Source organism: Nonomuraea sp. NPDC048892 (assembly GCF_040649735.1).
In the GTDB taxonomy this organism is placed as follows: domain Bacteria; phylum Actinomycetota; class Actinomycetes; order Streptosporangiales; family Streptosporangiaceae; genus Nonomuraea; species Nonomuraea maheshkhaliensis.
This window is the reverse complement of record NZ_JBEZFZ010000001.1, coordinates 314,992-330,783: the sequence shown is the minus strand read 5'-3', so window position 1 is coordinate 330,783 and position 15,792 is coordinate 314,992. Positions and strand designations below refer to the sequence as shown.

Annotated in this window: 17 protein-coding genes; 9 read left to right on the top strand and 8 right to left on the bottom strand. The window is 72.8% G+C overall.

Annotated features, from left to right (window positions below; translation table 11 throughout):
- Window positions 1–58 precede the first annotated feature (58 nt).
- The 3 genes from AB0C28_RS01590 to AB0C28_RS01580 are packed head-to-tail and all read left to right on the top strand — an operon-like array spanning window position 59 to window position 3,123.
- Window positions 59–721: a TIGR04282 family arsenosugar biosynthesis glycosyltransferase gene (locus AB0C28_RS01590; RefSeq protein WP_358072680.1), complete on the top strand. Its 663-nt coding sequence runs from the start codon at window positions 59–61 to the stop codon at window positions 719–721.
- Window positions 718–1,704 carry an NAD-dependent epimerase/dehydratase family protein gene (locus tag AB0C28_RS01585; protein ID WP_358072678.1) on the top strand — a complete coding sequence of 329 codons (987 nt, stop codon included), beginning with the start codon at window positions 718–720 and terminating at the stop codon, window positions 1,702–1,704. The genes AB0C28_RS01590 and AB0C28_RS01585 overlap by 4 nt, the downstream gene beginning before the upstream one ends.
- A 48-nt stretch (window positions 1,705–1,752) precedes the next feature.
- Window positions 1,753–3,123 carry a glycosyltransferase 87 family protein gene (locus tag AB0C28_RS01580; RefSeq protein ID WP_358072676.1) on the top strand — a complete coding sequence of 457 codons (1,371 nt, stop codon included), beginning with the start codon at window positions 1,753–1,755 and terminating at the stop codon, window positions 3,121–3,123.
- Here AB0C28_RS01580 and AB0C28_RS01575 read toward each other — a convergent pair.
- From AB0C28_RS01575 to AB0C28_RS01565, 3 genes are read right to left on the bottom strand one after another with little or no spacing between them, the layout of a single operon-like run.
- A complete protein-coding gene (locus AB0C28_RS01575) occupies window positions 3,118–3,777 on the bottom strand; it encodes a class I SAM-dependent methyltransferase (RefSeq protein WP_357840070.1) in 660 nt (219 codons plus the stop codon). The two genes, AB0C28_RS01580 and AB0C28_RS01575, sit on opposite strands and share 6 nt — an antisense overlap.
- Window positions 3,774–4,337 carry a hypothetical protein gene (locus AB0C28_RS01570; protein ID WP_358072674.1) on the bottom strand — a complete coding sequence of 188 codons (564 nt, stop codon included), beginning with the start codon at window positions 4,335–4,337 and terminating at the stop codon, window positions 3,774–3,776. The genes AB0C28_RS01575 and AB0C28_RS01570 overlap by 4 nt, the downstream gene beginning before the upstream one ends.
- Complete coding sequence (locus AB0C28_RS01565) at window positions 4,334–5,530, bottom strand: molybdopterin-dependent oxidoreductase (protein ID WP_358072672.1); 1,197 nt, start codon at window positions 5,528–5,530, stop codon at window positions 4,334–4,336. The genes AB0C28_RS01570 and AB0C28_RS01565 overlap by 4 nt, the downstream gene beginning before the upstream one ends.
- Before the next feature lie 466 nt (window positions 5,531–5,996).
- On the opposite strand from AB0C28_RS01565, the gene AB0C28_RS01560 reads away from it, so the two are divergent.
- On the top strand, window positions 5,997–6,923 hold the full coding sequence (locus AB0C28_RS01560; RefSeq protein ID WP_357840079.1) for an alpha/beta fold hydrolase: 927 nt from the start codon (window positions 5,997–5,999) through the stop codon (window positions 6,921–6,923).
- Between the two features lie 100 nt (window positions 6,924–7,023).
- Here the strand turns inward: AB0C28_RS01560 and AB0C28_RS01555 are convergent, their stop codons facing one another.
- Complete coding sequence (locus AB0C28_RS01555; RefSeq protein ID WP_357840082.1) at window positions 7,024–7,542, bottom strand: MauE/DoxX family redox-associated membrane protein; 519 nt, start codon at window positions 7,540–7,542, stop codon at window positions 7,024–7,026.
- Window positions 7,543–7,644: 102 nt separating this feature from the next.
- Here AB0C28_RS01555 and AB0C28_RS01550 point away from each other — a divergent pair, with 102 nt between their 5' ends.
- The 4 genes from AB0C28_RS01550 (at window position 7,645) to AB0C28_RS01535 (ending at window position 11,183) form a co-directional block, all read left to right on the top strand.
- Complete coding sequence (locus AB0C28_RS01550; protein WP_358072670.1) at window positions 7,645–8,139, top strand: SigE family RNA polymerase sigma factor; 495 nt, start codon at window positions 7,645–7,647, stop codon at window positions 8,137–8,139.
- Window positions 8,136–9,254, top strand: a complete 1,119-nt coding sequence (locus AB0C28_RS01545; RefSeq protein ID WP_357840088.1) for a hypothetical protein — start codon at window positions 8,136–8,138, stop codon at window positions 9,252–9,254. Before AB0C28_RS01550 ends, AB0C28_RS01545 begins: the two co-directional genes overlap by 4 nt.
- A gap of 153 nt (window positions 9,255–9,407) precedes the next feature.
- Window positions 9,408–10,295, top strand: coding sequence for a CPBP family intramembrane glutamic endopeptidase (locus AB0C28_RS01540; protein WP_357840091.1), 888 nt, complete (start codon window positions 9,408–9,410; stop codon window positions 10,293–10,295).
- 177 nt (window positions 10,296–10,472) lie between these two features.
- The gene (locus tag AB0C28_RS01535; RefSeq protein WP_358072668.1) at window positions 10,473–11,183 is read left to right on the top strand and encodes a hypothetical protein; all 711 of its coding nucleotides are present in this window, start codon (window positions 10,473–10,475) and stop codon (window positions 11,181–11,183) included.
- A gap of 17 nt (window positions 11,184–11,200) precedes the next feature.
- Here the strand turns inward: AB0C28_RS01535 and AB0C28_RS01530 are convergent, their stop codons facing one another.
- A complete protein-coding gene (locus AB0C28_RS01530; protein ID WP_357840097.1) occupies window positions 11,201–11,788 on the bottom strand; it encodes a TetR family transcriptional regulator in 588 nt (195 codons plus the stop codon).
- Window positions 11,789–11,886: 98 nt separating this feature from the next.
- On the opposite strand from AB0C28_RS01530, the gene AB0C28_RS01525 reads away from it, so the two are divergent.
- Complete coding sequence (locus AB0C28_RS01525) at window positions 11,887–12,927, top strand: NAD(P)-dependent alcohol dehydrogenase (protein WP_358072666.1); 1,041 nt, start codon at window positions 11,887–11,889, stop codon at window positions 12,925–12,927.
- 58 nt (window positions 12,928–12,985) lie between these two features.
- On the opposite strand, the gene dmpG is transcribed toward AB0C28_RS01525, so the two are convergent.
- The 3 genes from dmpG to AB0C28_RS01510 are packed head-to-tail and all read right to left on the bottom strand — an operon-like array spanning window position 12,986 to window position 15,776.
- Window positions 12,986–14,050: a 4-hydroxy-2-oxovalerate aldolase gene (gene dmpG, locus AB0C28_RS01520; RefSeq protein WP_357840102.1), complete on the bottom strand. Its 1,065-nt coding sequence runs from the start codon at window positions 14,048–14,050 to the stop codon at window positions 12,986–12,988.
- Window positions 14,047–14,991 (bottom strand): acetaldehyde dehydrogenase (acetylating), encoded by a 945-nt coding sequence (locus AB0C28_RS01515; RefSeq protein ID WP_358072664.1) that lies wholly within the window; start codon window positions 14,989–14,991, stop codon window positions 14,047–14,049. The genes dmpG and AB0C28_RS01515 overlap by 4 nt, the downstream gene beginning before the upstream one ends.
- Entirely contained in the window at window positions 14,988–15,776 is a 789-nt protein-coding gene (locus AB0C28_RS01510) for a fumarylacetoacetate hydrolase family protein (RefSeq protein WP_357840108.1), read from the bottom strand. Before AB0C28_RS01510 ends, AB0C28_RS01515 begins: the two co-directional genes overlap by 4 nt.
- Window positions 15,777–15,792: the final 16 nt, after the last annotated feature.

Below are 15,792 nucleotides of genomic sequence, written 5' to 3'. Positions count from 1 at the left end.
CGTACGGCCGGGCGAACGGCGCCGGCGCGACGCACGGTGGCGCGATGGGCGGCGGCGCGTGAACGCGGATCGCGAAGACGGTGTTCTTCGCGGGCAGATCATCGTGATCGCCAAGGAGCCCGTGCCGGGGTGGGTGAAGACGCGGCTCGTGCCGCCGCTCACCCCCGAAGAGGCCGCCGGGCTGGCCCGCGCCGCGCTGGAGGACACGCTGCGTACCGTCGCCCGGGTGCCGGCCGCCGGCCGGGTGCTCGCGCTCGACGGCGCCCCCGGCCCCTGGCTTCCTCCAGGCTTCACCGTGCTGCCGCAGCGGGGCGGTGGTCTGGACGAACGGCTGGCCGCGGCCTTCGAGGACACTCACCGGCTGCGGCCGGCACCCACGGTGCTCATCGGCATGGACACCCCGCAGGTCACCGCCTCCCTGCTGGCCGACGCCCTGGGGTTGCTCGGCGGCCACGACGCGGTGTTCGGCCCCGCGACCGACGGCGGTTTCTGGCTGCTCGGGCTCCGCGACCCCGACCCGGCACTGCTGGTGGGAGTACCGATGTCGACGCCGTCCACCGGAGAGATCCTGTTGCGCGGACTGAAGGAGGCCGGGATGAGCGTGGCCACGCTGCCCTCCCTGACCGACGTGGACACCATGGCGGACGCGGTCGAGGTGGCGGCGCTCGTCCCCGGGTCCCGCTACGCCGCCGCGCTGGCCGGGCTGGGGGTGCCGCGATGAGGGTGCTGGTGACGGGTGCGGCCGGGTTCATCGGAAGTCACGTGGTCGAGGCGCTGGAGGCGCGGGGCCACGAGGTGACCGCCTTCGACCTGCGGTGCGGCGACGACGTACGCGACGCAGCCGCGCTCGCCCGGCCGTTGGCGGACGCCGACGCGGTCGTGCACCAGGCGGCCAAGGTCGGGCTCGGCGTCGACGTGGCCGATCTGCCCGACTACGCCGCGGCCAACGTGTACGGCACGGCGGTGCTGCTGGCCGCGATGGCCCGCCACGGGGTGGGGCGGCTCGTGCTGGCCTCCTCCATGGTGGTCTACGGCGAAGGCGCCTACGACTGCGCCGGGCACGGCCGGGTCCGCCCCGGCCCCCGTACCGCCGAGGACCTGTCGAAGGGCTCCTTCGAGCCGCGCTGTCCCCGCTGCGGCGCGGACGTGCTCCCGGCCGCCATCGACGAGGACGCGCGGACGGACCCGCGCAACGCCTACGCCACCACCAAGCTCGCGCAGGAGCATCTGGCCGCCAACTGGGCGCGTGAGACCGGCGGCACCGCCGTCGCCCTGCGCTACCACAACGTGTACGGGCCCAGGATGCCGCGGGACACCCCGTACTCGGGCGTGGCGGCGATCTTCCGGTCGGCGCTGGAGGCGGGGCGGGCGCCGCGCGTGTTCGAGGACGGGGGCCAGCGACGCGACTTCGTCCACGTCCGTGACGTCGCCGACGCGAACGTGGCCGCCCTGGCCGGTGGCGCGCCGGGAACGCTGGCCGCCTACAACATCGCCAGCGGGCACCCGCACACCGTGGGCGAGCTGGCCGCGGCCCTGTCGGCGCAGCACGGGGGCCCGGATCCGGTCGTCACCGGGGAGTACCGGCTGGGCGACGTCCGCCACATCGTGGCCGCGCCGGACCGGGCGGGGGCTGAGCTCGGCTTCCACGCACGCATCGGCTTCAGCGAGGGAATGAAGGAGTTCGCCACCGCCCCCTTGGCCTGACGGGCCGCGCCACCGGAGAGGGGTTTCCACGAGACGCGGTGAGAGAAGATGACGCTCGACGGCGCGGCCCGCCGCCGGGTCGCCGGGACGGTCGTGCTGCTGTTCGCCCTGGTCGGCGCGCTCGTGCTGACGATGAGCGCCGGTCACCCCGCTGAGCGCGCGAGCCTGATCCGCTGGTACGCGGTGTCCTGGGTGCTGTTCGCGGCGGCGGTGTGGACGCTGCGCAGGGTGCCGGCCCGTCAGGCGGCGTTCCTGGTGATCGCCGGAGCGGCTGCGGTGACCGCCACGGGCCTGCTCGCGCCGCCGACGACCAGCACCGATTCCTACCGGTACGTCTGGGACGGCCGGGTGCAGGCGGCGGGTGTCTCCCCTTACGCCCACGCGCCCGCCGATCCCGCGCTCATCCCGCTGCGGGAGCGCTGGCTCTTCCCCGAGGGCGTGGACTGCGACTTTCCCTACCGCTACGCCGTCCACTCGGGGCCGGCCGCCCGCACGTGCACGCTGATCAACCGGCCCGACGTGCACACGATCTACCCGCCGCTGGCCGAGCTGTACTTCCTGGTCGTGTATCGGCTCTCGCCGGAAGGCGCACGGTACGAACCATTCCAGATCGGCGGGGCGCTGCTGGCGTTCGGGACGTCGCTGGTCCTGCTGGCGGCGGTCAAGCGAAGGGCCGCGTGCTGGGCGTGGTGTCCCGCCGTTCCGCTGGAGGCGGTGAACAACGCCCACGTCGACATCCTCGGCGTCCTGCTCACCGTCGCCGCCATGACCGTGCTGAGCCGGCACAGGATCTGGGGCGGCCTGCTGCTCGGTGGGGCGATCGCGGTCAAGTTCCTGCCCGCGCTGGCCCTGCCAGGAGCGCTCTCCGCGCGGCGGCGGGTGCTCGGGGCACCGGCGGTCGTCGGGCCCGCCGTCCTCGTCGTGGCGCTCGCCTATCTGCCGTACGTGCTCGCGTCCCGCGCCTCGGTCCTCGGCTACCTCTTCGGCTACCTGGACGAGGAGGGGTACGACGACACGGACACCGGCGGCGGCGCCAGGTACGCGCTGCTGCGGCTGGTCCTGCCCGGCGCGGCGGCGCTGCCCGCGGCCCTCGTCCTGCTCGCGGTGGCTGCCGTGCTTGTGCTGCGCCGGGGTGACCCCGACCGGCCGTGGCACGGGGCCCTGGTGGTGACCGGGGTCGCGTTCCTGCTGTTCACGCCCGGCTACTCCTGGTACGGCCTGCTGATCGTCGCGCTCGCCGCCTTCGACGGGCGGTGGGAGTGGCTCGGCATCCCGCTGGCGGGCGCCGCCGCGTACCTGGGTGTCCACGAGCACGTCGGCACGGTCGCCTACGCGGTCGCCGCCCTGGCAGTGGTCACGGGCTCCGTCGTACGGGCGAGGCGGGTTTGGCCCGCGCTCTCGCTGCCGGAACGGTCATGAGAGGACGGCGAACCAGCGCCTGGCTGCGTTCCAGCGTTCGGTGGTGGGGAACCCGCAGCGGGCGGCGAGGGGGCCGATGTCGTCGGCGGAGACGGTCGCCCAGGCGAACCAGTCGCCGGTACGGCCGTCGTGGCGCAGCCGTACCCGGTCCACCGTGCTCTTCGAGCCGGGCGGGCGTACCTCGGCGATGACCGTTCCGCCCGGTCTGAGCAGTTGCCGCAGGCGCGTGAGCAGCGCCACCGGATCGCCGCCGATGCCGATGTTGCCGTCCGTCAGGAGGGCCTCCGCCCACCGTCCCGTGCCGGGAAGGGGGTCGAAGACGCAGCGCAGCAGGGCCGGGCCGCCCGCGCGGCGGGTCAGTTCGACGGCGAGGGGCGTGACGTCGATGCCGAGGGCGGGGACGCCCCTGCGGGTGAGCGCCACGGTCAGCCTGCCGGGGCCCGAGCCGACGTCCAGCGTGGGTCCGCCGCACCGGGCCAGGACGTCCTCGTCGCCCTCGATCGGGCGCAGCCAGCGCTCGGCGGCCAGTGGCCGGACGCGGCCGTCGGCGTACTCGACCTCCACGTGCCCGCCGCGCAGGCCGTGCTCGTAGACCGCGCTGCAGGACCGCCAGTCCGACAGCGTCGCGGGATCGCCGATCGCGCCGCCGCTCAACGATCCGGCCGTCCTGCGGCCCAGCGTCGTACCGCGTAGAGCAGGGCCGAGACGACGAAGAGCGCCACGGTGATCCACAACCACCGCGCCAGGTAGGGGGAGGTGCTCAGCCCGACCGCGCCCACGTAGTTGCGCTCGGCGCCGCGCAGGACGAGCGGGAACCACACCAGCAGCAACAGGCAGGACAGCGCGGCCGGCACCCGCACGTGGTTGATCAACGGGGGCCGCCCGTCCGGCCGCGCCCGGAGTTTGGAAGGGGATCGGAGCACGGCGTCGGCCGCCGAGTACAGCGGCCACAGCACCAGATCGTGGAAGACGGCGGCGCCGACGAACCACACGGCGAACCCCAGCCAGATGCCGGCCCCCACCACCCGGGTGACGGCGTAACCGGCGACCACGAAGCAGGCCACCAGCCCCAGCAGATGCCAGGGCCCGGCCCCGTAGACCCTCGCCCACGCGCCCGCCCCTTGGCCCGCCCCTTGGCCCGCCGCTCGGTCCGCCCGCCGGCGAGCCCGCCGGCGTGTCCAGCGGCCCGTCCGCCGACCGGCGTCGCGGTTCACCGGGGCTCCCGGCGGAACTCCAGCTCCCGCACCCACTTGGTGTTGTGCACGCCCGGGGCGTTCGGCACGATGATCCGCGCGGGGAACCCGTGGTCGAGGGACAAATCGGCGCCGTTCACCCGCAGTGCCAGCAGCGAACGAGGGTCGGACACCTGGCCGGCGCTGAGCGAGGCCTGGCCGAAGTAGCCCACGCGCTGCACCGACCTGGCCGTGACCTCCGCCGCCCCGGGCGGGATGCCGGCCAGCCGGGCCAGGTCCGCCAGCCGTACGCCGGTCCAGACCTGCTCGGTCGACCAGCCCTCCACGCAGGCGATCGGCAGCGCGTACGTGTGCAGCGGCAGCGCCAGCAGATCCGCCCTGGTCAGCAGCGCCCGCCCGGCGCCTACGAGCATCAGCCGCCACGCGTCACCGGTGTCCGCCTCGGTGACGCCGAGGCTCGCCGCCGTCTTGTTGACCTGGAAGTCGTTGGGCCCCGTCCCGTACTCGCGCCCGTGCGGCGCCAGCAACGCCGTGCGCCGCAGCGGCCCGTCGAGCGTCTGCCCCGCCGACAGGCCGAACATCAGCGCCGAGCCGCCGCCGACGAACGCCAGCAGGCCGCGCCGCGACATGGTGGGCGGCGCCGGGTCCACCGGCACCAGGCCGTCGGGGTCGGGCGGCTCGGGCCGCGTGCCGGCCAGGCCCGTACGCAGTTCGCGGCGCAGGTCCCTGGACCGCACCGCGCGGATCGCGGCCGGCAGCCGTACGCCCACGTGCACGGCCAGCGCCGCCAGGAAGATCCATGCCCCGTACAGGTGCGCCGGGTAGAAGGAGAAGGGGAAGACGTAGAAGAGCTGGATGTTGAGAATGCCGGTGGCGAACTGGAACCCGGCGCCGCCCACCAGGAGCAGCAGGCTGACGCGCTCGACGGCCTGGGCGAGCGAGCGCGTCGGCGGCCAGTCGAACAGCTTGGGGATCACCGACCACAGCTTGGCCAGCAGCACCGGCACCAGCGTCAGCCCCAGGATGACGTGGGCGCCCTGGGTGACCCGGTACAGCCAGGCCGGGCTTGTCGGCCAGTCGAACAGGTAGAAGCCCAGCAGGCCCTTGCCCGGGGTCGTGTCGTTGCCGGGCAGCCGGGGGTCGTACGCGGCGTACGACAGCAGACCGGTGAGCGCGACGACGGTCAAACCGGCGAGCAGGACCAGGCCGAGCACCGACGTGAGCCAGGGACCGCGCAGCGGGCTGCGCCAGAAGCCCGGACGAAAGGGTCCGGGAGGGTTGCGCCAGAATCCTGGACGAAACGGTCCGGGTGGCCCGCCTCCCGCCCGGCTCCGCGCGGCGGACGCGTGCCGCTCATGAGCGCGCCCGGATGGCGTATCCGGCACAGATCCCCCCGAAGCCGTTGTCGAATGCTGGATGTCTTTACCGCAAACGGCGCGCTCAAAGTAGGGCGAGGGTAAGCATTCCGCCACGCTCTGGCGTACGGCCCTTCACAGCGTGGGAGCGAGGTACGGCGCCTTTGTCCCCCGTGCGAGCTATCCCCGAATGTCCACCGTGCGGGGACGACCCGTGGTGCCCCGGTTCCCTAGCGTTGTCGACGTGACGACAGCGGTTCGAGCCGCTTCCCGCCACCGCCGGTGCGAATCCGCCCGGCGCCGATGAGCTACCTGGGAGAACGCCATGCTCCGCACGTTCAAGGCATCAGCTGCGGCCGTACTGTGCTGCACCGTCGTCGGCGTGGGGATCGCTGGCGCACCGGCTGCCTCGGCTGACGAGTGGGACCCCTTCGCGAAGACCAACGCCGAGAGCTGGGACCCCTTCGCCGGGCGCAAGGCCGACCCGTTCGTCGGCACCAAGAAGATCAAGGTCGAGGGCAAGCAGGTGAACGTGTCCTGCTCGGGCCGCCAGGGGCGGGGCAAGCCGGTCGTGGTGCTGCTGCACGGCGCGGGTGACGGGGTGGAGAAGCTGGCCGCGCTGCAGAAGACGCTGAGCAGCAGGAACCGGGTGTGCTCCTACGACCGGCTCGGCGCCGGGGCGAGCGACCAGCCCGACGGCCCGCAGAGCTTCACGAGCACCGGGAAGATCCTGTCCGGGGTGCTCGACCGGATCGCCGGTGACGCGCCGGTCGTGCTGGCGGGGCACTCGCTGGGCGGGCTGATCGCCGCCAGGTACGCCCCCGAGCACCGCGACCGGGTCAAGGGCCTGGTGCTGATGGACGCGACCCCGGCCACCATGATCGCCGACCTCAAGAAGGCCATCCCGGCCTCCGCCACGGGCCCGGCCGCCGAACTGCGCGCCCAGAACCTCGCCATCTTCTCGGGGCAGAACCCGGAGAAGCTGGTCATCCCCGACGGCAGGGTCCGTTCGGCCGGCCGGATCCCGGTCGAGGTGCTCAAGCACGGCAAGCAGTACCTCGCCGCCATTCCCACGTACGGGCCGAAGCTGGAGCGGGCCTGGTCCGCGGGCCAGCGCGCCTGGCTCAAGCTGTCCACCCGCAGCAGGCTGACCACGGCCGAGAACAGCGAGCACTACATCTACGTCGACCAGCCCGAGGTCGCCGTCAAGGCCATCCAGCGCGTCGCCGCCCAGGCCACCCGCCACCGCTGACCGGCCACGGGCCGCATCCCCAGACCGCCGCCGCAGGGCCGCCCCCTGCGGCGGCTTTCGCCGTCACCTGTGGTGACGACGACGGCGATCACGTACGGCGTCACGTACTCCCAGAAACCGGCAGGAACAGGCCGGCGAGGTCGTCGAAGGCGATCAGGAGGACGGCGCCGACCAGCCCGGCCGGCACCGCCAGAGCGAGACCGGCCCCGGTCACGGTCCCGCCGGTGAACGCCAGCGCCACCGCACCCACCCCGACCACGAGCAGCAGCAGCCCGTTCCGAACCAGATGCACCGGGCCGAGCGGCGTCACCGACGCGCCGAAGCACCGGCACGGCTCGCGCCGCCCCCCGCGCAGGGAGAAGGCGATCCACGCGGAGAACGCGACCAGCAGCCCCCCGCCGGCGGCCAGCCCCGCCCACGGAAGCACGACCAGGCCGGCCGCGGCGACGACCTCCACGACCGCCGTCGCCAGCGCGGCGGGGAACCGGATCGGGCCGGGCAGCGCCCCCAGCGTGGCGGCGAAGGACCGCAGCGCGGCACGGCTGCGCAGCTTCGTGTACGCGGAGACGACGAAGACCGTGGCGAGCAGGGCCTGACTCGCCACCAGCACGTGAACCATGACCTCAGATGCTCGCCCGGCCCGCTAGCGCGCCACTAGCGCGGCCCGGGTCATACGTTGGGCGTTCCAACCCTGAGTCCCTCGGCGGAGTTGTTCACGTACATGGACCGATACGAGGGGTTCCATGAGTTCGTGCACGCCCGGCAGCAGTCGCTGATGCGGACCGCGTACCTGCTCACCGGAGACCCCCACCTCGCCGAGGACCTGTTGCAGACGGTCTTCACCCGGGTCGCCTCCCACTGGGCGAAACTCGCCAAGGGCGGCAACCCCGAGGCCTACGCCCGCAAGGCCCTGGTGAACCAGACGATCTCGTGGCGCAGGCACAAGCGGGCCGAGTTGCCGGGAGCCGAACTCCCCGAGCCGGCCACGCCGGGACAGCCGCACGACGAGGCGACCGTACGCCGGCTGGCCCTCCGCGACGCGCTGGCCAAGCTCACGCCGAAGCAGCGCGCGGTGATCGTGCTGCGCTTCTACGAGGACCGCTCGGAGCGGGAGACCGCCCGGCTCATGGGCGTCTCGATCGGCACCGTCAAGAGCCAGACCAACTACGCGCTGGCCAAGCTGCGCGGGCTCACCCCCGAGGAGGTGTACCGATGAACGACATGTTGCGCGAGGACCTGCACGCGCTGGCCGAGCAGGCACCCACCGTCGATCTGGCGGCGCGGGCGGTGCGGGGCGCGCGCAGGAGGCGCACGACCCGGCTGGCCGTGCTGACCGGCGCCGTGCTGACCTGCCTGGCCGTGGTGGGAGGCGGAGTCGTGTCGGCGTGGCTTCGTCCGGCGCCCCCGATCGTGATGGCGCCGCCGGAGACGAAGGTGCTGCCGCTGCCCGCCGACGGGGTCGAGCCGGTGCAGTACGCCTACCGGGCGGCATGCTCCAGCGACCCCTGTGGGAAGACCCCCTGGCGGATCGTGACGAACCAGGGCGACACCTACCGGCTCGGGGACGACCTGGCCGGGCCGTTGCAGGTCACGGCGGACGGTCGCAGGATCGCGTACTACAGCACGAAGCACGGCAGGATCGTCGTGCGCGACCTGGCGAGCGGCAAGACGTGGCGGTCGCCGCTGAAGCAGCCCGAGGAGGACTTCGAGGTCGAGTACGCGCTGCGCCTGTCGCCCGACGGGCTGCGGTTCATCGTGTCAGGATGGGGCGGCCGGCGAGCGCCGAACAAGCTGGTGGACGTGCGGCGCGGCACGGTGACCGACCTGGCCCGCGGATGGTGGCCGGTGAGCGTGGCGGACGGTTCCGGCCCCGTGGTGCTGGCCAAGCCGTACGACGACACCAGCCAGGTGTGGGTGCTCGGCCACGACCCGATCACCATCCCCGACTTCACCTACCACTACAGCGCCCTGGCGCCCGACGGACGCACCCTGGCCAGGGTGGGGCAGACCTACGACCGGGACCGGCGGCCGATGGTGCGGCCGGACGGATCCATCGTGACCATCGACGCCACGCGGGGCGGCGAGGAGCGCCGTATCCCGGTCTCCGGGCTGCCGGAAGGGCAGTATCCCGCGCGGCTGGGCGGCTGGCTGAGCGCCACGGAGGTGACCCTGATGGCCGTCGCCGAGCCCGCGAACGTCACCCCGGGCGGAGCCAGGCGCCCGAGCCGGGGTGCCGCGGTGGTCTACGCGGTGGACGTGCGGACGGGCGCGAGCCGGGGTCTGTTCGCGCTGCCCCAGGACGTCGCCTTCGTGGTGCCGGGGCTGGTGTAGCCACCCCCCGCCAGTGGACTGACAGGCCTGCGATCCCCCGTACGAGCTACCGTACGAAGCCCGTCACAGGGGGATGGCAGGTCAAACCCCGATCTCTAGTGTTTTTCTCACCGCGGAAAACGCCGCGGAGACCTGACCGAGAGGAACACGATCGTGGCGTCCACGGAGCACCAGGAGATCCATCCGCAGGCCGGCCTGTCCACAACCCGGCGCCGGCTGCGTACCTTCCGCCTTCCCGTCCTGCTGGTCGCGCTGTTCGCCGTGATGACGGTGATCGCCGGGATCAACCAGCTCGTCGCGCCCGTCCCGGTGCTGGCCCTGCCGGTGGGCGTCGGCCTGGCCGTCGCGGCGGTCGTCGCCTACCGCCGCCTCTCCGGCGCCGTCGAGCTCCGCCAGGACATCCCCGAACTGGACAAGGCGGACCGGCGGGCTCGGCTGCGGCAGGGGACGCTGCTCGGGTTCGGGCTGTTCACCGGGCTGATGGCGCTGATCGCGGTGTTCGGCGGCTGGCAGGCCGTCTCCTGGGGCTCCTTCGGCGGCCTCCTCGGCGCCGTGGGCATGATGGCGAGCGTCGCCGTCGCCGAGGAACTGCTGTTCCGCGGGGTCCTGTTCCGGATCATGGAGGAACGGCTCGGCACCGTGATCTCGCTGGTCGTGTCCATGCTGCTGTTCGGCGCGACCCACCTGGTGAACGTCAACGCCACGCTGTGGGGTGTGCTGTCCATCGCCCTGACCGGCGGAGCCATGACGACCGCCGCGTACGTCGCCACCCGCTCGCTGTGGCTGCCCATCAGCCTGCACTTCGCCTGGAACTTCACCCATGTCGGGATCTTCGGGGTCACGCTCTCCGGTTCGGACGCCCCGGTCCACGGCCTGCTGAACGTCACGCTGACCGGCCCGTCCGCGCTGACCGGCGGTATCTTCGGCCCCGAGGCCAGCCTGCTCGCCCTGGTGGTCTGCCTGGTCCCCACGATCGTGCTGTTGCGGCGGGCCAAGCGCACCGGCCAGATCCGGCCCCGCCGCCGTACCAGCTCCTCGTGAAGCGCGGCCGATGCCGTTCGTGAGACACCGTTGGCGAAGCAGATCAAGAAGCAGCGGCCCCGTGATCACATTCGTGATCACGGGGCCGCTGGTGTTCAAGGAGCTGACTTTCGTAGGGGGTGCCGGGTGACGATCGGCAGATGAGTCACCCGGCTCGCCCCTGACAGGCTCACCGCCGTGACCACTCACTTTCCCGGACGGTGGATCGGTGGTGCGACGCTCGTCCTGGGCCCGGTCGTCCTGTGCGCCGGATACCTGCTGCGCCACCTGAGCACGATCACCGCTCTCACCCCTCAGCAGCGGGCCTGGGCCGAGGCGCGGCCGTTCGCCGCCTACGGTCAGCTCCTCGCCTACGCCTCGGATCCCGCCCTGCTCACTCTCGCCTACGCGATCTTCGCACTGGGGGCGCTGGCGCTCTTCCCCGCTTTCGTCGCCCTGGCTCAGCGGGTCGGCGGCGGCCTCGCCTTCTGGGGCGCCACGCTGCTGGTCGCCGGACTCTTCGCCCGCCTGTACTTCGCCGGTGCCGACCAGACCGCCTTCCAGCTCACCGAGGTCCTCGGGCCGGGCCAGGCGACGAACGCGATCATGCGGGAATACGTCGACATCTCCTACGGACCGTGGCGAGTGCCCGTCTGGGCCTCGGCCGGCCAGTACGCGGGCTCGCTCCTCCTGGCCGTCGCCGCCTGGCGCTCAGGCGTCTTCGGCACCGCCCGCGCCGTGATGGTGCTGCTGGCAGGAGGCACGTGGATGGGCGTGCTGAAGGGCGCCTCCATCCCCGACGTGCTGGTCACCGGCCTGCTCTGCGTGGCCTTGGTCCCGCTGGGCGTGCGGATGCTGCAGGACCGGCTGACGATTCCTGCCGGACGTCCGAAGGTGCTGAGCTGGTGAAAGGCGTCCAGGGGACGTCAGCCGGGCGCGACGGCGCGCCGTACGGACTCCCTGAGCAGGTCACGGCGGCGCTCGTGCACCTCGGCGGGCTCATCGTCGGACGCGGCGTAGACGTTGCTCACCGGCGACCAGGCCATGGACATCGCGATGACCAGCGCCATCAGATCGAACGGATCCCCCTGACGCACCCGCCCCGCCGCCTGGGCCTCGGCGATGGCCCGCAGCTTGTGGTCGTCGAGGCGGTCGTGCTCCGCCACGAGGAGGCCGGTCGGCCGGCGCTCCAGCCGGGCCCAGGTGGCCAGCCGGATGAGATCGGGGCGGCGGAGGTATTCGTCGTAGAGGCGCACGGCCCAGTCGGCGAGGTCGGCGGCGTCGATGGGGACGACGTTGACGATCCGCTCCAGCGAAGCGAAGAAGATCGCGTCGAAGAGCCGTTCCTTGTTGCCGAAGTAGCCGTAGAGCTGGGCCTTGTTGGTGCGCGCCGCGGCCACGATCCGCTCGATGCGGGCCCCGGCGATGCCGTACCGGGCGAACTCCTGGGTGGCCACGTCGAGGATGCGCTGGTACGTCGCGGCGCCGCGTGTGGTCAGGGGCTGGTCCGCCATGGTCGTTCACGCTACCAGACAGAACAGTTGGTTTGCTTTCGGCGGCCGAGCGTGCCTACGATCGAATAAACCGAACAGTCTGTTTAGGGAGAACCGTTGTGCGTACGACGACCGGATGGCAGCTGAACGGCCCGGCGACGCTGCGGCGCACCGAGCTGAAACGGCGCGACCTGCGCCCCGACGACCTCGCGGTCCGGATCGACTACTGCGGCGTCTGCCACAGCGACCTGCACGCGATCCGCCACCACGACGGCTCCGCCGGCGAGCCCCTGGTGCCGGGCCACGAGTTCACCGGCGTGGTGACCGAGACCGGGCCCGCCGTCACCCGTTTCGCCCCCGGCGACCCCGTCGCGGTCGGCAACATCGTCGATTCGTGCGGCGAGTGCGCCATGTGCCGGGCGGGCCAGGAGAACTTCTGCCGCGCCTTCCCGACCCTCACCTACGGCGGCACCGACCGGCAGGACAGATCCACCACGCTGGGCGGCTTCTCCCGCGAGTACGTCGTCCGCGAAGGCTTCGCGTACCCGCTTCCGCCCGGCCTCGACCCGGCCGCCGCGGCTCCGCTCCTCTGCGCCGGCGTCACCGTCTGGGAGCCCCTGCGCGCCCTGGGCGTGGGCCCCGGCAGCCGGGTCGCCGTGGCGGGGCTGGGCGGCCTCGGGCATCTCGCGGTCAGGATGGCCGTGGCACTCGGCGCCACGACCTCGGTCATCAGCCGCTCGGCCGGCAAGGCCGGCGACGCCCGCAGGCTCGGCGCTCAGGGGTTCGTCGTGTCCACCGATCCCGATCAACTGGCCGCCGCGCGCGACACGTTCGACGTCGTCATCGACACCGTCTCCGCTCCGCACGACCTCGGCCCGTACCTGCGGTTGGTCGCCATGGACGGCACGCTCAGCCACCTCGGCCACCTCGGGCCGGTCACCGTGGACACCATGGACCTGCTCGTCGGGCGCAAGAAGCTCAGCTCCGCCGGCAGCGGCGGCCGTCCCGCGACCGCCGCCATGCTGGAGTTCTGCGCCGAGCACGGCATCACGGCCGAGATCGAGCTGCTGCCCTCGGCGCGGGTGAACGAGGCGCTCGACCGGCTCGGCCGCAACGACGTCCGCTACCGCTTCGTCCTCGACCTGTCCGACTTGGACTGAGGGGACGGTTCGCCTGGCCCCGACCTGTCCGACCTTGGATGATCATCGTCCGGTCCGGTCACGAGGACGACGCGGCGAGGTCGAGGGCGATGTCGGCGATCAGGTCCTCCTGACCTCCGACCATGCCGCGCCGGCCCGCCTCGACGAGGATCGAGCGGGTGTCCAGGCCGTAACGCGCCGCCGCTGCCTCGGCGTGGCGCAGGAAGCTCGAATAGACGCCGGCATAACCGAGGGTCAGCGTCTCGCGGTCGACGCGCACCTCGCGGTCCTGCAGCGGCCTGACGAGGTCGTCGGCGGCGTCCATCAGCGGGAACAGGTCGCAGCCGTGATCGAGACCGAGCAGGTCGGCCACCGCGACGAACGCCTCGATGGGGCAGTTGCCGGCCCCGGCGCCCTGCCCGGCCAGGGAGGCGTCCACGCGGCAGGCGCCGTTCTCCACCGCGACCACGCTGTTGGCCACGCCCAGCCCCAGGTTGTGGTGGGCGTGGATGCCGATCTGGGTCTCTGGCCGAAGAACGTCCCGGTACGCGCGGACCCGGTCCCGTACGCCGTCCATGGTGAGCCGCCCGCCCGAGTCGGTCACGTAGACGCAGTGCGCGCCGTAGGACTCCATGAGCCTGGCCTGCGCGGCGAGCTGGGCCGGCTCGGCCATGTGGGACATCATCAGGAAGCCGGCCACGTCCATGCCCAGCTCGCGGGCGGCAGCGATGTGCTGCGCGGAGATGTCGGCCTCGGTGCAGTGCGTGGCGATCCGGACCGAGCGGATGCCGAGCCGGTGCGCCTGGCGCAGGTCGTGCAGGGTGCCGATGCCGGGCAGGAGCAGGGTGGTCGGCACGGCCCGCCGGGTGACGTCGCAGACCGCCTCGATCCACTCCCAGTCGGTGTGCGCGCCGACCCCGTAGTTGATGCTCGAACCGGACAGTCCATCGCCGTGCGCGATCTCGATGGCGGCCACGCCCGCCGCGTCCAGCGCGGCGGCGATCGAGCGCGCCTGCTCGACGGTGTAGCGGTGCCGGATGGCGTGCATGCCGTCCCGCAGGGTCACGTCCTGGACGTAAAGGCTCGTGATCGGCTGGCCGGTTGAAGGCCGGCTCGTTGTCCGGCTCGTCGGCTGGTCCGTCATGAGCTGCTCTCCTTGCGGTGGGCGGCGATCCGCTCGGCGGCCCGCAGGGCGGCCGAGGTCATGATGTCGAGGTTGCCCGCGTAGGCGGGCAGATAGTGCGCGGCGCCCTCGACCTCCAGGAACACCGACACCTTGATCCCGCCGCCGGGCGCGCCGGGCGGGATCAGCCGGTGCAGCGGGTCGTCGGCGGCGACGGTCTCGAACTGCACCTTCTGCTTGAGCCGGTAGCCGGGCACGTACGCCTGCACCCGCCCGACCATCGCCTCGACCGATGCGGTGATCGCTTCGGTGTCGGCGTCGGAGACGAGGCAGTGGACGGTGTCACGCATGATCAGCGGTGGCTCGGCCGGGTTGAGCACGATGATGGCCTTGCCCCGCGCCGCGCCCCCGACCCGCTCGATCGCCGACGCGGTGGTCTCGGTGAACTCGTCGATGTTGGCCCGCGTGCCCGGTCCCGCAGAACGGGAGGAGATCGAGGCGACGATCTCGCCGTAGTGCACCGGGGTGACCGCACCGACCGCCGCCACGATCGGGATCGTGGCCTGGCCGCCGCAGGTGACCATGTTGACGTTCGGGGCGTCGAGGTGCTCGTCCAGGTTGACCGGCGGCACGACGTAGGGCCCGAGCGCCGCCGGGGTGAGGTCGATGACGGTGCGGCCCAGGGGGCGCAGGACCTCGTCGTGGCGCCGGTGCGCGCCGGCCGAGGTCGCGTCGAAGACGTACTCGACCTCGGCGAACTCGTCCAGCCGGACGAGTCCGTCCACACCCTCGTGGGTCGTGGCGACCTTGAGGCGGCGCGCCCTGGCCAGCCCGTCGGACTGGGGGTCGATGCCGGCCATGGCGGCCAGGCCGAGCCGGTCCGACAGCCGCAGCACCTTGATCATGAGGTCGGTGCCGATGTTGCCCGAGCCGATGATCGCCACCTTGGCGAGCGCGCTCACGCCGCTTCCCCGAAGCCGACGGTGACGGAGCCCAGGCCGGAGATCCGCGCGGTGAAGACGTCGCCGGGCACGGCGGGGACCATGGGGCCCAGGGCCCCGGTGAGGACGACGTCGCCGGCGCGCAGGGGTTCGCCGCGGCGGGCCAGCGTCGAGGCCAGCCAGGCCGCGGCGTTGAGCGGGTCGCCCAGGCAGTCGCGGCCGGTGCCCTCCGAGACCAGCTCATCGCCCCGGTACATCCGCATCGAGACGTCCGCCGGTTCGACCTCCTCGATGGACAGGTGATCGTCGCCGAGGACGAACAGCCCGGAGGAGGCGTTGTCGGCCACCGTGTCGACGATCGTGATGTCCCAGCCGGCGATCCGGCTGTCCACGATCTCCAGCGCGGGCCGGACCGAGGCCGTCGCCGCGCGTACGTCGGCCGGCGTGCAGCCGGGACCGGTCAGGTCGGCGCCGAGGACCAGCGCGATCTCCGCCTCGATCTTGGGCTGGAGCAGCCGCCCGGCCGGTACGGAGCCGCCGTCGGCCAGCGCCATGGAGGCGAACAGCGCCCCGAAGTCGGGCTGGTCCACCCCGAGCTGGCGCTGCACGGCCGGCGAGGTCAGGCCGATCTTGCGCCCGGTGAGGCGATGGCCGGCCGCGATCAGGCGCTCGTTGTTGCGCCGCTGGACGTCGTAGGCGGCGTCGATGTCGCCGTCGGCGAACAGGTCGCGGATCGGCGGGCACGGCGTGCCGGTGGCGGTCGCGGTGGCGAGCAGGTCCGCGGCCTTCTGGACGGTGGCGCTCATCGTGGCTCCCGGTGCG